The 14,010-nt window shown below is 63.3% G+C and carries 14 protein-coding genes; 9 read left to right on the top strand and 5 right to left on the bottom strand.

Annotation, left to right across the window (positions count from 1 at the left end; genetic code table 11):
* The first annotated feature begins 24 nt into the window (after nt 1-24).
* The 4 genes from purF (at nt 25) to EN804_RS12850 (ending at nt 3,488) form a co-directional block, all read left to right on the top strand.
* On the top strand, nt 25-1,494 hold the full coding sequence (gene purF / locus EN804_RS12865; protein ID WP_127278759.1) for an amidophosphoribosyltransferase: 1,470 nt from the start codon (nt 25-27) through the stop codon (nt 1,492-1,494).
* Between the two features lie 148 nt (nt 1,495-1,642).
* On the top strand, nt 1,643-2,383 hold the full coding sequence (locus EN804_RS12860) for an SDR family NAD(P)-dependent oxidoreductase (RefSeq protein ID WP_127871424.1): 741 nt from the start codon (nt 1,643-1,645) through the stop codon (nt 2,381-2,383).
* Between the two features lie 78 nt (nt 2,384-2,461).
* Nucleotides 2,462-3,100, top strand: coding sequence for a hypothetical protein (locus tag EN804_RS12855; RefSeq protein WP_135883326.1), 639 nt, complete (start codon nt 2,462-2,464; stop codon nt 3,098-3,100).
* A gap of 169 nt (nt 3,101-3,269) precedes the next feature.
* Nucleotides 3,270-3,488 carry a hypothetical protein gene (locus EN804_RS12850; protein ID WP_127278756.1) on the top strand — a complete coding sequence of 73 codons (219 nt, stop codon included), beginning with the start codon at nt 3,270-3,272 and terminating at the stop codon, nt 3,486-3,488.
* 167 nt (nt 3,489-3,655) lie between these two features.
* On the opposite strand, the gene EN804_RS12845 is transcribed toward EN804_RS12850, so the two are convergent.
* Nucleotides 3,656-4,162 carry an OsmC family protein gene (locus tag EN804_RS12845; RefSeq protein ID WP_127871423.1) on the bottom strand — a complete coding sequence of 169 codons (507 nt, stop codon included), beginning with the start codon at nt 4,160-4,162 and terminating at the stop codon, nt 3,656-3,658.
* Nucleotides 4,163-4,351: 189 nt separating this feature from the next.
* Between EN804_RS12845 and EN804_RS12840 the strand changes: the two genes are divergently transcribed.
* The 3 genes from EN804_RS12840 (at nt 4,352) to EN804_RS12830 (ending at nt 8,334) form a co-directional block, all read left to right on the top strand.
* A complete protein-coding gene (locus EN804_RS12840) occupies nt 4,352-5,869 on the top strand; it encodes a peptidase S10 (protein ID WP_127871422.1) in 1,518 nt (505 codons plus the stop codon).
* A gap of 183 nt (nt 5,870-6,052) precedes the next feature.
* Nucleotides 6,053-7,159, top strand: a complete 1,107-nt coding sequence (gene aguA / locus EN804_RS12835) for an agmatine deiminase (protein ID WP_127871421.1) — start codon at nt 6,053-6,055, stop codon at nt 7,157-7,159.
* A 71-nt stretch (nt 7,160-7,230) separates the two neighbouring features.
* Complete coding sequence (locus EN804_RS12830) at nt 7,231-8,334, top strand: polyamine ABC transporter substrate-binding protein (RefSeq protein ID WP_127871420.1); 1,104 nt, start codon at nt 7,231-7,233, stop codon at nt 8,332-8,334.
* Nucleotides 8,335-8,353: 19 nt separating this feature from the next.
* Here EN804_RS12830 and EN804_RS12825 read toward each other — a convergent pair whose 3' ends face one another.
* The 3 genes from EN804_RS12825 to EN804_RS12815 all read right to left on the bottom strand — a co-directional run bounded on the left by EN804_RS12825 (nt 8,354) and on the right by EN804_RS12815 (nt 10,707).
* Nucleotides 8,354-9,061, bottom strand: a complete 708-nt coding sequence (locus EN804_RS12825) for a LuxR C-terminal-related transcriptional regulator (RefSeq protein WP_245512021.1) — start codon at nt 9,059-9,061, stop codon at nt 8,354-8,356.
* Between the two features lie 165 nt (nt 9,062-9,226).
* Nucleotides 9,227-10,087: a glutathione S-transferase family protein gene (locus tag EN804_RS12820; protein ID WP_245511628.1), complete on the bottom strand. Its 861-nt coding sequence runs from the start codon at nt 10,085-10,087 to the stop codon at nt 9,227-9,229.
* 38 nt (nt 10,088-10,125) lie between these two features.
* Entirely contained in the window at nt 10,126-10,707 is a 582-nt protein-coding gene (locus tag EN804_RS12815) for a VOC family protein (RefSeq protein WP_135919640.1), read from the bottom strand.
* Between the two features lie 334 nt (nt 10,708-11,041).
* Between EN804_RS12815 and EN804_RS12810 the strand changes: the two genes are divergently transcribed.
* A complete protein-coding gene (locus EN804_RS12810) occupies nt 11,042-11,929 on the top strand; it encodes a DMT family transporter (RefSeq protein WP_127871417.1) in 888 nt (295 codons plus the stop codon).
* A 54-nt stretch (nt 11,930-11,983) separates the two neighbouring features.
* A complete protein-coding gene (locus tag EN804_RS12805; protein ID WP_127871416.1) occupies nt 11,984-12,892 on the top strand; it encodes a DMT family transporter in 909 nt (302 codons plus the stop codon).
* Between the two features lie 166 nt (nt 12,893-13,058).
* Here EN804_RS12805 and EN804_RS12800 read toward each other — a convergent pair whose 3' ends face one another.
* Nucleotides 13,059-13,913: a LysR substrate-binding domain-containing protein gene (locus tag EN804_RS12800; protein WP_135919637.1), complete on the bottom strand. Its 855-nt coding sequence runs from the start codon at nt 13,911-13,913 to the stop codon at nt 13,059-13,061.
* Nucleotides 13,914-14,010 lie beyond the last annotated feature (97 nt).

Raw genomic sequence — 14,010 nt, 5'->3', positions numbered from 1 at the left:
ATGGCGATTTTAGCGGAGCTTAAGATGGCAGACGCAGACGACGTGCTTTCCGCCGAGGCTGACGATCATTTCCATGACGAATGCGGCGTCTTCGGCATCTTTGGCCGGCAGGATGCGGCGGCCATCGTCACGCTCGGCCTGCATGCGCTGCAGCATCGTGGCCAGGAAGCGGCCGGCATCGTTTCCTACGACGGCACCCAGTTCCATGTCGAACGCCATGTCGGACTGATCGGCGACACCTTCACCAAGCAGCGCGTCATCGACAGCCTGCAGGGCAACCGCGCCATTGGCCACACGCGCTACGCCACGACAGGCGGCGCCGGCATGCGCAACATCCAGCCCTTCTTCGCCGAGTTGGCCGATGGCGGCTTCGCCGTCGCCCATAACGGCAACCTCACCAACGCCATGACCGTGCAGCGCGCGCTGCAGAAGCAGGGCGCGATCTTCTCCTCCACCTCCGACACCGAGACGCTTTTGCATCTGGTCGCGACCAGCAAGGAGCGCGATCTCAACTCGCGCTTCATCGACGCGGTGCGCCAGGTAGAGGGCGCCTTCTCGCTGGTGGCGATGACGGCCAAGAAGATGATCGGTTGCCGCGATCCGCTCGGCATCCGCCCGCTGGTGCTCGGCGATCTCGACGGCGCCTGGATCCTGGCCTCCGAGACCTGCGCGCTCGACATCATCGGCGCCCGTTTCGTGCGTGATCTGAAGCCCGGTGAGATGGTCGTCGTCACCTCGAAGGGCATCGAGAGCCTGTTCCCGTTCGAACCGCAGAAGACTCGCTTCTGCATTTTCGAATATGTCTATTTCGCCCGGCCCGACTCTTCGGTCGAGGGCCGCAATGTCTATGAGGTGCGCAAGCGCATCGGCGCCGAACTGGCGCAGGAAAACCCGGTCGAGGCCGACATCGTCGTGCCGGTGCCGGACTCGGGCACGCCGGCGGCGATCGGCTTCAGCCAGGCGGCCGGCATTCCCTTTGAGCTTGGCATCATCCGCAACCATTATGTCGGCCGCACCTTCATTCAGCCCGGCGATTCGATCCGCCACATGGGCGTCAAGCTCAAGCACAACGCCAACCGCCGCATGATCGAGGGCAAGCGCGTGGTGCTGGTCGACGATTCCATCGTGCGCGGCACCACCAGCCAGAAGATCGTGCAGATGGTGCGTGACGCCGGCGCCAGGGAAGTGCACATGCGCATTGCATCGCCGCCGACCAGCGCGTCGTGCTTCTACGGTGTCGACACGCCGGAGAAGTCGAAGCTGCTCGCTTCGCGCATGTCGGTGGAAGAGATGGCCGAGTTCATCCGCGTCGATTCACTCGGCTTCCTCTCGATCAACGGGCTCTACCGCGCCGTCGGCGAGGCCAGCCGCAACGACGAACAGCCGCAGTTCTGCGATGCGTGCTTCACCGGCCAGTACCCGACCCGCCTGCTCGACTTCGAAGGCCACGACAATGTGCGCACGCTGTCGCTGCTGGCGACAAGCGGGGCGTAGGATCGCCGGACCGTCACCAGCTTAGAGCGGTTCAACGTTTGATAGAATCGCCGAACCGCTCTAACTCTTTGTTTTTACGCAATTCCGGACGGAAAACCGTTACACACTTTTCCTGGAATTGCTCTAGCCAGAGTTCCGGAAGCATCGCATGACCCTCGACCTTACCGGCCGCGTTGCGGTCGTCACCGGCGCCTCGCGCGGCATCGGCTATTTCATCGCCAGGGAATTGGCGGCGGCCGGTGCGCATGTCATCGCGGTTGCCCGCACCGTCGGAGGGCTGGAAGAACTCGACGACCAGATCAAGGCGGCTGGCGGCCAGGCGACGCTGGTCCCGCTCGATCTCGCCGACATGGCCGGCATCGACCGGCTGGGCGGCGCCATCCATGAGCGCTGGGGCAAGCTTGACATTCTCGTAGCCAATGCCGGCGTGCTCGGCGTCATCTCGCCGATCGGCCATGTCGAGGCCAAGACCTTCGAAAAGGTGATGACCATCAACGTCACCTCGACCTGGCGGCTGATCCGCTCCGTCGACCCGCTGCTGCGGCTCTCGGACGCCGGCCGGGCGATTATCCTGTCTTCCAATGCCGCGCATTCCGCGCGCGCGTTCTGGGCGCCTTACGCGGCATCGAAGGCGGCGGTCGAAACAATGATGCGTTCCTGGGCGCATGAGACGCAAAGCCTGCCGCTGCGCGTCAACGCCGCCGACCCCGGCGCCACGCGCACCGCGATGCGCGCGCAAGCCGTACCCGGTGAGGATCCCGAGACGCTGCCGCACCCCTCCGAGATCGCCAAACGCATCGTGCCGCTGGCCAGCCCGGACCTCAAAGAGACCGGCCTGATCTTCCAGGCCAAGCACAACCGCTTCGTCACCTATCGGCAACCGGAATAAAACTCGGGTTCGAAACGGATTAAAAGAGCCTTCGGCTACGTTTTCCTGACGTAGGACATTCGAAACCGGAGGACCGACATGCGCAGATTCGTTATCGTTGCCGCCGCTCTCACCGCCGCCCTTGGGGCTACAGTCGGTGTGGCTGTTTCCCAAGATACCAAAATGAGCTTCTTCGTCACCAGTGTCGGCTCCGGCAAGGGCGCCGATCTCGGTGGCCTGAAGGGCGCGGACGCCCATTGCGCATCGCTTGCCGAAGCCGCCGGCGTCACCGGCAAGAGCTGGCACGCTTATCTCTCGACCAGCGCCGAGGATGCGCGCGACCGCATCGGCAAGGGGCCTTGGTTCAACGCCAAGGGCGCCAAGATCGCGGATAATGTCGCCTCCCTGCACAGCGACGCCAACGGCATCACCAAGCAGACCGCGCTGAATGAGAAGGGCGAGACGGTCAACGGTCGCGGCGATACTCCCAACCGGCACGATATGCTGACGGGATCCAAGCCTGACGGCACCCGGATCGCCGACCAGACCTGCGGCGACTGGACGATGAGCGGCGCCGAAGGGGCGGCCATGATGGGCCATCACGACCGCACCGGTCTCGACGATTCGGCGGCGGCAAAGTCATGGAATTCCTCGCACGCCTCTCGTGGCGGCTGCAGCCAGGAGGCGCTGAAAGGCACAGGTGGCGACGGCCTGTTCTATTGTTTTGCGACCGACTGAACCGTGGCGTCGGCAACAGGCCAGTCCGAAAATCCGCCGGATGATCACGCGGCTGTGATCTAAGGGAGAAGGGCGCGCGGCGGTCATGCTTTCGTCATTTCGGAGGAGTTGTTAGGATCGGAAGACTCCCACACCAAGCGCCCTGCTGGGGCAGAACAAGGAAAACTCCATGGCTACGACCGCAGCATTGGTCTGGTATCTGGTAATCGCCGGCCCACAGGGCGGCATGGTTGTGCTGCCCAGCACCTTCGACAAACGCGAACAGTGCGCCGCCGCCATCACCGAGTATCAGAAGCAGCCGACACCCGCGGGCTGGTCCGTGCAGTGCGTGCCGAGCGCCTCGCCCTTCACCGACGAAGGCGACGCCGAAGAGCCGGCAGCTCAGTAAGCGTCAGGTATCACTAGAGCAATTCCACGAAAAGTGTGCAGCGGTTTTCCCGGAAGAAGCGCGTAGCGCTTCCCCTTGGGAATTGCGTAAAAACAAGAAGTTAGAGCGGGTCAGAGATTCTATCAAACTCTGAACCGCTCTAGGCCCGCTGCCGCGGGCCTTGTGATTCATCTCCGCGCGCTCACCGTCAGCTCCGGCTTCTGGTTGATGGTCTGGAACACCACGCAATAGCGCTCGGTCAGCTTCAGCAGCGAATCGATCCGCTCCTGCGGCTCGTCCGTGTCGAGATCGAAACTGAGCCGGATGGCGCGAAAACCGACCGGCGCATCCTTGGCGACACCGAGTGTGCCACGAAAATCAAGGTCGCCTTCGGCTTCAACGGTCGCGGCGCCGAGCTTGAACTCGAGCGCCGTCGCCACAGCCTTCAGCGTCACCCCGGCGCAGGCCACCAGCGCCTCGAGGAGCATGTCGCCGGAGCACAGCTCGAGCCCCGAGCCGCCTGTTGCCGGATGAAGGCCAGCGACGGCAATCGCCCTGCCCGTCTCGACCTTGCAGGCCACCGACTGTTCGTCGATCGAACCCTTCGCTCTCAGCGTGATCAGTGCTTGCGCGGCGTCGTTACGGTAGGCCTGCTTCAGCGGCGCCTGCATGGCCTTGAGTTCGGTCGCGTCCATTTTCGTTCCTTTCGAACGCTTTCTGTCTTGATAGCACGGTCGTGCGAGAGGTGTGAGCCAATCCGAGCTACGATCCAAGCTGTCAGGAACCGGTGTCGAGGGGATAGCAGTGGGCTCGCCTTCGTCTATTCCCTTTGACTTCATTCGCCTCGGCCATACCTATGCGGGAGTCGTTCCCGCGGAGGCCTCATGCGTTCCAAGCTGAAACTCGTCTCCCTTGTCCTCTTCATGCTTGCCGGCTTCGCGCGGCCCCTCTTGGCTGAAACGCCAGAGCGGCCAGCGCCCGAGGGCGGTGTGCTGTCGCTGCTGCCCTCACCCGAGATCAGCGACCATTCGATCACCATTGCCGGGCACAGTCTGCGGTACCAGGCAAAGGCCGGCACGCTTCCGCTGCTCTCCGGCAAGGGCGAGGTCACGGCGGAGATTTTCTATGTTGCCTATACGCTGAAACCGCGTGAGGGCACGGCGACGGAAGCACCGCGGCCAATCACCTTCGCGTTCAATGGCGGCCCGGGCGCCGCTTCAGCCTATCTGCATCTCGGCGCGCTCGGACCGCGCATAGTGGCGACCGGAGCCGACGGGGAATTCCTCCCCTCGCCGCAGAAGCTCATCGACAATCCCGACAGCTGGCTCGACATGACCGACCTCGTCTTCGTTGATCCGGTGGGAACCGGCTACAGTCGCGAGGCGCCTGGCCAGGATACGCACGACTTCTGGGGCGTCAGGCAGGACGCCAGTTCCATCGGTGCGTTTATCCGGCTCTATCTTGCCCAAAACAGCCGCATGGGATCCCCGCTGTTCCTCGCCGGTGAGAGCTATGGCGGGTTCCGGGCGGCACTGCTTGCCAGGACGCTGCAGGAAGATATCGGCATCAGCCCAAGCGGCATCGTGCTGATCTCGCCGGCGCTGGAATTCACCCTGGTGCAGCCCGACGAATTCGAGCCGCTGCATTGGGCTCTCGAACTACCCTCCCTCGCCGCGGTTCGCCTGCGTAGTGAAGGTTTCAACGGCGATGCACTGCGGGAAAAGCTCGCCGATATCGAGCATTATGCACTTGGCGAGTACCTCACCGCGCTCGCCAGTGGGCTGGAGCAAGGCGGGCGGCTGGCCAGCGATCGCGTAGCGGAGATCACCGGCCTGCCACTCGACCTCGTTCACCGCAACTTCGCCCGCGTCCCGACCTCGCTCTTCGCAAGGGAGTTTGGCCGTGCCACGGGCAAGGTGCTCAGCCCCTATGACGGTATGATCGCGACGGCGGACATAGCGCCTCAGAGCGCCCGGATCGCCGGTCCCGATCCGGTGCTGGACCGCAGTGTGCCGGCGCTGACCTCGGCTTTTGTCGGCTACGCTCGCGACGAGCTGAACTTTCGCACCGATGTTAGCTACCGCTTACTGAACGACGATATCAGCCACAACTGGGACTATGGGACGAGCGCCTCGCGCCAAGGCTATGCTGGCGTGGTGGACGATTTGCAGCGGGCACGCTCCTTGAATCCCGCGCTGGGCGTCGTCATCGTCAACGGCTACACCGATCTCGTCACTCCCTACCTGGCGTCGCGTTATCTGGTCAGCCAGATTCCGTCGCTCGCCGGCGCCAGGCCGATCCGCCTCGACGTCGTTGAAGGTGGACACATGATGTATTTCAAGCCGGACGGCCGACACGCGCTGAAAGAGGCCGCTTCGGAACTTTACCAGGCGACGCAATAAACAATAGAGACCCCGCAATTTCGGGCAACCTAGGCCCGGGGCCAATGGTGCTGGCCCCAGCCGAACGCAGGCCAGGGGACTGGCGCAGTGATCAAGCTATCCCAAATGGGACATTGACGAACAAGGCCCCAAAACCTTCTGATCCGGGAAAGTTTCGTCGTTCCATTTTCCGGCAGTCCCACAATGTCACATACGCTCTCGACCACACCGAGACAGGATGGGTTTCGCGCTCCTGGCGAATTCGAACCCAAATCAGGCTGCTGGCTGATCTGGCCGGAGCGGCCGGACACCTGGCGCCAGGGCGCCAAGCCCGCCCAGAAGCTGTTCGCCGACGTCGCCGCCGCGATCGGTCAAAGCGAACCCGTGACCGTGGCGGCATCCAGCCGCCAATGGCGGAACGCCAGAGCGCGCTTGCCCGCCGAGGTGCGCGTAGTGGAGATGTCCACCAACGATTCCTGGCTGCGCGACAGCGGCCCCAATTTCGTCGTCAACGACCAAGGCGGCGTGCGCGGCGTCGATTGGATCTTCAACGCATATGGCGGGTTTGACGGCGGCCTCTACTCGCCTTGGGATCTCGATGACCTTGCCGCACAAAAAGTGCTCGAGATCGAGAGGATGGACCGCTACCGCGCGCCGCTGATCGCCGAGGGCGGCGGCCTGCAATGCGATGGCCAGGGAACGCTGATGACGACCGAGCAATGCCTGCTCAATCGAAATCGCAACGCCCAACTCGGCAAAGCCGAGGTGGAGAGCCGGCTTGGCGACTATCTCGGCGTCGACGACATCATCTGGCTGCCGCGTGGCTTTGCTTTCGACGAGACGGATGGTCATGTCGACGATCTCTGTTGCTTCGTTCGTCCGGGCGTCGTGGCGCTGAGCTGGACCGACGAGCGGAGCGACCCGCAATATGAGATCGTGCGCGAAGCCGAAGAGGTGCTGCGTTCGGCCCGTGACGCGCGTGGCCGCAGCCTGGAGGTTCATCGGCTGCACCATCCCCTTCCGATCGAAATGACGGCCGAGGAAAGCGAGGGCTTGGACCGGGTCGATTCGACCTGGGCGCGGCCAACAGGCAACCGGATCGCGGCGAGTTACATCAACTATTATCCGGGCAACAGCGTCGTGGTCGTGCCGGAGTTCGGCTGCGATCTCGACCGGAAGGCAAAGCAACAGCTGGCCACGCTGTTCCCCGACCACAAGATCGTGGGCATCGAGAACTCCCGCGAAATTCTGCTCGGCGGCGGCAATGTCGCCTGTATCACCTTACCCGTTTATGCGCCGCAGCGGCGTTGAGCGGCAAGCGTGCCGAAAGTGAAATTGGAACGGTGCGCCGCATCGGCCGCACCCGCGAAAGGAGGACACCCATGCGCTCCCTGCTCATCCCAATCCTGAGCGCCGCGCTTGCCTGCGGCATCTGCTTCGGCGGCGCCCGGGCGGACGACGAGAAGGTCGTCAACGTCTACAACTGGTCCGACTATATCGCGCCGGACACGGCTGAGAAGTTCGAGAAGGAGACAGGTATCAAGGTCCGCTACGATGTCTATGACGGCAACGAGGTCCTTGAGACGAAACTGCTCACCGGCGGCTCGGGGTATGACGTGGTGTATCCCTCGGCCTTTCCGTTTCTGAAGAACCAGGTGAAGGCGGGCGCTTTCCTGCCACTCGACGGATCGAAGCTTTCAAACCACTCGAAAATCGATCCGCAAGCCTTGTCGCTGATCGCGGGCGCGGATCCGCAGAACCTGCACGCAGTGCCTTACATGGCCGTCACGGACGGCATCGGCTACAATGTCGCTGCCATCAAGCAACGGATGCCGGACGCGCCGACAGATTCGTTCGCCATGGTCTTCGACGTCGACGTCGTCAAGAAATTCTCCGATTGCGGCGTCGCCATGATCGATGCCCCGGCGGAGATCATTCCGATGGCCATGAACTATCTCCATATCGACCCCAGGTCGACCAGTCCGGACGACCTCGCCAAGGTTGAAGAACTGATGGGCAAGGTGCGGCCTTATATCCGTTACTTCCACTCGTCGAAATACATCAACGACCTGGCGAATGGCGACATCTGTGTCGTGCTGGGCTGGTCGGGCGACATATTGCAGGCGAAGACCCGTGCGGCGGAATCCGCGAAGAAGCTTGAGATTGCCTATTCCATTCCCAGGGAAGGCACGCTGATAAACTTCGATACGATGGCGGTGCCGAAGGATGCGCCGCATCCGGAGAATGCCCGGGCCTGGATCGATTTCAACTTGCGGCCCGACATAGCGGCGGCCAATTCCAGCTATGTTTCCTATGCCAATGCGATCCCGGAATCCCTGCCGCTGATGGATCAGGCCGTCGCCAAGGATCCCGGCGTTTTCCCACCCGATGACGTAAAGGCCAAGCTATTCGTGGTCGAGAACAACGACGCAAAGCTGCTGCGCCTGCAGAACCGCATGTGGACACGCGTCGTGACGGGACAGTGAAGCTGGCAAAACGACACCGTCAGGTGCGCGGAGCCTCCCAGCCGGCGGCCAGCAACTCGACCTGGGAGTGCACACCGAGCTTGCGGTAGACCTGCTTGATGTGGTTGCGCACGGTGCCGGGTGAAATCGACAGGTTTCGCGCAATCGTCTTGGCGCTGCCGCCCTCGATCAGCAGCCGCGCGATCTGCCTTTCCCGGGCGCTCAGTTGCGACCCCGCGGCTTCGAGTGCGGACCCCTTGTCCCGAAGGCGGCACAAATGAAGCAGCCTTTGCAGAATGAGCTTCGTCGCGCTGCTCGCCGCGCCGGCCACGGCCAGATCATGCTCGCCAAAACGCGGTGCGCCGTTGCGGCGCAGAAAGGTCACATAGCCGGCCGTCAGTCCGTCGAGATTGAAGACGCCCGTTATTTCATCGAAGCTGCCGGAGGGCCCGTAGAATTCGCGATAATAGGGCGTGCGCTGGAAATCGCCGTGGCTGAGAGCCGACAAGGGCAGCAGGAAATCCTGTCTGGTGCTGGCGAACCTCTGAAAGAAGGGATCCTGGCGATAGATGCGCGCATCATAGTCGCGGTTCCAGCGATCGGGTCCGGCATCGTCGATGGTCAAGGACGTTATATCGCGACGATAGAAGCCAACATAGACACGATCCGAGCCAAGCAGCACGCCTGCCGCCGCGCTGAAGCGGGCCGACAAGTCTTCGGGCGTTGCCGCCAGGGCCGCGGCGGCCACGCCACCGCTCCAGCGTTCAAGCCGGTCGAGAGAAAAATTCGACTGCATCCGCGCCCAGACTAACGCAAGCCCCGCCAACTTCAAGCTGGCAGGGAACCGTGACGCCACCGGTGAAATCAGTCGGTGGCTGCTTCCGCAGCTCACCGCCCCATCGACGGCTTGGAATCACGCCTTGGCCTGCGACCTCACATGGGCGATGTAGCCGCGCACGTCGCCGGCAGGGCCGGCATAGGCCTTGCCGAGCTTCTTCTCCATCGCCGCCATGTATTCCTTCGCCCATTTGGGCAGGGCGTAGTCGATGACGGCGAGGAATTCGAGGGTCGCCGCCAGGCGGATGTCGGCGATCGACGGGTTCTTGCCACCGATGAACGGCTTGCCGTCGCGGAAGAAGGAATGGAAGACCTCGAGCGGTTCGGCAATGGCGGCGACCGCCGCCTTCTGTGCCTCCGATTTCCTGTCCGGATGGGCGTCGCTGTGACCGACCTCGCCGGCATATTGCGGGAAGCCGAGCGCGGGATAGGTGGCGCGCGCCACATAGGGATAGAGCGTGCCGATCAGATAGAACATGGCGCTGTCTATCATTGCCCGCTTGGCTGGCGCCTTGGGGTAGAATTTCTCCAACCCATGCTTGTTGGAAAGATATTGCATGATGGCACAGCTCTCCCAAAGCACGCCGCGCGGCAGGCCCTTGTCCTCGATCATCGGCGTCAGATGGGCCGGATTGCGCGCCATGTATTCCGGCGAGCGCGTGAGCCCCCACGCATCGGTCTCCGCATGGTCGAGCCCGGCGGCGCGGGCAAAGACGCGAACGGTCATGTTGTTGACGCTCGGCTTCAGCATGCTGATGGTCAGCGCCGGTTTCTTTGCCGGTTTCGCCTTGGCCTTGGCCACCGTCTTGCCGGCGGCTGCCCTTGACGCCGTCTTGGCCGCTGGTTTGGCGGCTGCTTTTGCCGCTGGTTTGGCGGCGGCTTTTGCCGCCGGTTTTGACGCTGGTTTGCCCACCGGCTTGCTTGCGCTCTTCGTCATTGCCTTTGCCACATATTCCTCCCTTGCCTGTTCAGCGCTCAATATGGATTTTTGGGTGCCCGGTCGGCCGACAATGTCGCGCGCGCGCGTTCCACCAGAGCCTGGATGGCGTCAGCCAGATGCACTTCGGCGATGTTGTAGTCGCCACGCGCGACGCGAAGCCTGTGCGCCTCCATCAGCACGTCGGCATGGGTGAAGCCCGCAGGCGGCTCGAAACGATAGGAGGCAAGCTCGATCAGCAGGCCGCGCGGGTCCTCGAAATAGATCGAATCCATGAAGCCGCGATCCTTGACGCCGCTGTGCTTGATGGCGCGCTCGTCGAGCCGGGCGACCGCCTGCAGGAAGGTGACCCGCGACACCGAAAAGGCGATGTGATGAACGCAGCCCGGGTCGGTTGGGGTGCGGCGCTTCACGGCCGTGCGGGTCTCGTCGGTGAAGATGGTGATCAGCCGGCCGTCGCCCGGGTCGAAATACAGATGGCTTTCGGTCGGCTTGTCGAGGTTGGGCTGCTCGAAGATGAAAGGCATGCCCAGCACACCTTCCCAGAAATCGATCGAGGTCTGACGGCCGGCACCGACCAGCGTGATGTGATGGACGCCTTGCGACTGCAGTTTCCGCATCGGCCTTCTCCCCCGAAATATCCGCTCTGACAGAGGCGGCCCGTCAGGCCGCGCCTACGCATGCTACATCTGGCATGAGCTGAGCGCCAATTCGCTGTCCGTTCCCCGGCGTTCCGCGCGCCGCCCTTCTCAGGCTTTATGCGACGATGCTAAACCAATCAGCCGGGCCGCGCCAGAAGCCGCATCCGGGACAGGCTGTATTTCGCGCCGCCGCCCCCTGCCCCAAAGGCAAGCGCGGTGCTGGAGCAGCGTCGTGCCGGATTTCGCCCGTATAGCTGGCAGAGCGGAGCCGACAGGGGCCGGAGCCGCCCTCACACAAGCAGGCGCATGCCTTATGGCCGATATCGCCATTCTCGATACACGCGAAAGAGTTCTCGCCGGCATCTTTTTGACCGGCGCCGCCTACTTGCTGTTTTCGACGCAGGATGCCTCGATCAAGCTGCTGGTTGCCGGCATGAGCGTCTGGCAGATCATGTTCTTTCGCAGCATCACAATTCTTGGTGCCTGCGCGGCCATCGGCGGGCGGCGGCTGTTTACCGATACCGTGCGCTCGCCGATTGTGTTGCCAATGCTGGTGCGCAGCGCCTTCACGCTTGCCGCCTGGCTTTGCTATTACAATGCCGCCCGCAGCCTGCAGCTCGCCGAACTGACCACCGTCTATTACGCGGCCCCGATCATCGTGACCGTGCTTTCGGTGGTCCTGCTCGGCGAAAAGGTGCCTGTTTTGCGCTGGCTGGCGGTTCTGATCGGCTTTGCCGGTGTCTTTGTCGCCTGCGATCCCGGCCATCTCGGCCTTTCGGTACCCGTGTTGCTGGTGCTGACGGCGGCCTTCCTGTGGGGCATCGCCATCGTGCTGCTGCGCAAGACGGCCCTTGCCGAGCGCTCGATGATTCAGCTCCTCCTCAACAATTTCAACTTCCTGGTGTTTTCGGCGGTGCCGGCTTTGTTGTGGTGGCATACGCCGGACCCGACACAATTGCTGCTTCTTGCCAGCGTCGGCGCACTCGGCGGCCTGGCGCAATATCTTCTCTTCGAAGGCATGAAGCGGACGCCGGCATCGATCCTGGCGCCCCTCGAATACACCTCCCTGATGTGGGCGTTCGCGCTCGGCTTCGCGATCTGGGGCGACGTGCCACGCCGCGAGGTTTTTCTGGGTGCTGCCCTTATCGTCGCCGCCGGCCTGCTGATCATCGGCGGCGAGCATTTTCGCAAGCGGCTCTGATGGTCAATGTTGCTGACGCTACGATGTCAGGATGGAGTGGCGTAGTCTCGCGGCATGACTGATGTGACAGCCACCACCGACACTATCGCCGAGCGCACGCTGGGCATCATCCTCGTGTCATCCTCGGCGGCTGTATTCGGGCTGACCGGTGTGCTGACCAAGTCGATCCATGCCGATCCGCTGACGATCACCTGCTGGCGCGGCTTTGTCGGCGCGATCCTGATCAGCCTTTACGTGCTGTGGCGCCGCCACCGTGCCGGCAACCGCGAGCCGCTGCGGCTTGGCTGGCGCGGCTGGCTGTTGGCGGTGGAAGGCGCGCTGGCCAGCATCGCCTTCATTTCGGCGTTCAAGTTCACTTTCGTCGCCAATGTCGCGGTGATCTACGCGACCTCGCCCTTCATTGCCGCCGTGCTGGCCTGGATGCTGGTGCGCGAGCCGTTCCGCCTGCAGACCATGGTGGCGGCGGCCGTGTCGCTGTGCGGGGTTGCCATCATGGTGTGGTCGGGTTTCGGTACCGGCAATCTGTTCGGCGACGGACTGGCGCTGCTGATGACGGCCGGCAGCGCGCTCTACATGATCATGGTGCGCGCGTTCCGCGACACTCCGGCGGTGTGGGCCGGCGCGGTCTCCGCCTTCCTGTTGTTCATACTCGGCTGGTTCGTCACCGATCCCCTGGCGGTCTCGGCAAGGGACGCGGTTCTGCTCGCCACGTTCGGCGCATCCTTCGCGCTGGCTTCGATCCTGTGGACAGAAGGCTCGCGGCTTATCCCGGCGCCTGAATCCGGCCTGCTCGGCTCGGCGGAAGTGCCGTTCGCGATCCTGTTTGCATTTCTGTTCCTGGCCGAAATACCCCCGGTGGCGAGCTTGGTCGGCGGCGCGATCGTGCTCTGTGCCGTCTTTGCCCACGCCGGCCGCGACTGGCTGATGGCACGTTCGCAACGCCCGGCATCAAATATTTCCTAAAAAAAAATTTCAAAGTCACGGAACCATCGCCGTGCTCAGACATTATTGGTGCGACGGGCCACCCCCAAGTCCCCCCAAACCCCTCGGCCCGTCCCACTCCCAAGCCGACCGCAAGGTCGGCTTTTTCTTTGCCAAAAGGCTGTGACGGAATGCGGCCTTTTGGAAATCAACCGGAGAGAGCCAGGTTGTCACCCAGCAGCGCCGCCAGATCGCCCGCGGACGCATCGGCGCCGGCGCGCAGCCGGATCGCGAACTCAGCCATCGGCACCTGCGGCAGGCCAAGCTCGCGCGGTGCTTCGACAATGCCGGAATGGGCAAAGCGGGGGGTTCGCAAGGTCAGCGCCACGCCGGCATTCACCGCAGTGCGCAGTCCGGCAAGGCTGGCGCTGCCGGCGGCGATACGATAGCGGCGGCCTGCGGCATCGAGCGCGGCGAGTGCCGCTTCGCGGAACCCGCAATAGGGATCAAGTAGCGCCAACGGCAATTCTTCCTGCCGCGAGGCCAGCCCCTTGCTCGAACACAGCCATATCATCGGCTCGCGCAGCACGCCGACCTCATCCGGCACCGCGGTCCGGCGCATGACGATCGCCAGATCGAGGCTGCTGGCCTGCAGCGCCTGCGCCAGTTCGGCGGAACGACCGACCCGCAGTTCGATCCTGACGCGCGGATGGCTGGAAGCGAAGGCTCGCAGCAGGTCCGGCAGGCCGCTATCGGCGAAATCCTGTGTCGTACCGATGGCGACGCGCCCGGCAGCGCGTGCGCCTTTCAGCGCCAGCCACGCCTCGCGATGCACGGCAAGGATGCGCCTGGCATGGCCGACGAGGTCCTCGCCTGCCGGCGTCAGGCCACGACCCCTGCCCTGTGGCGCCAGAAGCGGTTCGCCGACGATCTCTTCCAGACGCTGCATCTGGGCCGTCACCGCCGACGGTGAGCGGCCGATATTGGCGGCTGCCTGCGCCAGCGAACCGCTGTCGACGAAAGCAAGGAAGGTTCTGAGCAGGTCGGGATCGAGCGTTTCCACAATTCGATATTATCGAATCTTCGATTTAAAACAATTCGATTTTTTTGAATCCAAGATGATGGCATGGTCTCTCCAACGGCGACCGACGCCGCTAGAA

This window comes from Mesorhizobium sp. M8A.F.Ca.ET.161.01.1.1 (genome assembly GCF_004792105.1).
Taxonomy (GTDB): Bacteria; Pseudomonadota; Alphaproteobacteria; order Rhizobiales; family Rhizobiaceae; genus Mesorhizobium.
The sequence above is the reverse complement of the archived record's forward strand: the minus strand, read 5'-3'. Positions and strand labels throughout refer to the sequence as shown.

Bases quoted from the DNA above. Each gene is read 5' to 3' on its own strand.
- purF (WP_127278759.1), top strand. From the start codon at position 25: ATGGCAGACGCAGACGACGTGCTTTCCGCCGAGGCTGACGATCATTTC.
- EN804_RS12860 (WP_127871424.1), top strand. From the start codon at position 1,643: ATGACCCTCGACCTTACCGGCCGCGTTGCGGTCGTCACCGGCGCCTCG.
- EN804_RS12855 (WP_135883326.1), top strand. From the start codon at position 2,462: ATGCGCAGATTCGTTATCGTTGCCGCCGCTCTCACCGCCGCCCTTGGG.
- EN804_RS12850 (WP_127278756.1), top strand. From the start codon at position 3,270: ATGGCTACGACCGCAGCATTGGTCTGGTATCTGGTAATCGCCGGCCCA.
- EN804_RS12845 (WP_127871423.1), bottom strand. From the start codon at position 4,162: ATGGACGCGACCGAACTCAAGGCCATGCAGGCGCCGCTGAAGCAGGCC.
- EN804_RS12840 (WP_127871422.1), top strand. From the start codon at position 4,352: ATGCGTTCCAAGCTGAAACTCGTCTCCCTTGTCCTCTTCATGCTTGCC.
- aguA (WP_127871421.1), top strand. From the start codon at position 6,053: ATGTCACATACGCTCTCGACCACACCGAGACAGGATGGGTTTCGCGCT.
- EN804_RS12830 (WP_127871420.1), top strand. From the start codon at position 7,231: ATGCGCTCCCTGCTCATCCCAATCCTGAGCGCCGCGCTTGCCTGCGGC.
- EN804_RS12820 (WP_245511628.1), bottom strand. From the start codon at position 10,087: ATGACGAAGAGCGCAAGCAAGCCGGTGGGCAAACCAGCGTCAAAACCG.
- EN804_RS12815 (WP_135919640.1), bottom strand. From the start codon at position 10,707: ATGCGGAAACTGCAGTCGCAAGGCGTCCATCACATCACGCTGGTCGGT.
- EN804_RS12810 (WP_127871417.1), top strand. From the start codon at position 11,042: ATGGCCGATATCGCCATTCTCGATACACGCGAAAGAGTTCTCGCCGGC.
- EN804_RS12805 (WP_127871416.1), top strand. From the start codon at position 11,984: ATGACTGATGTGACAGCCACCACCGACACTATCGCCGAGCGCACGCTG.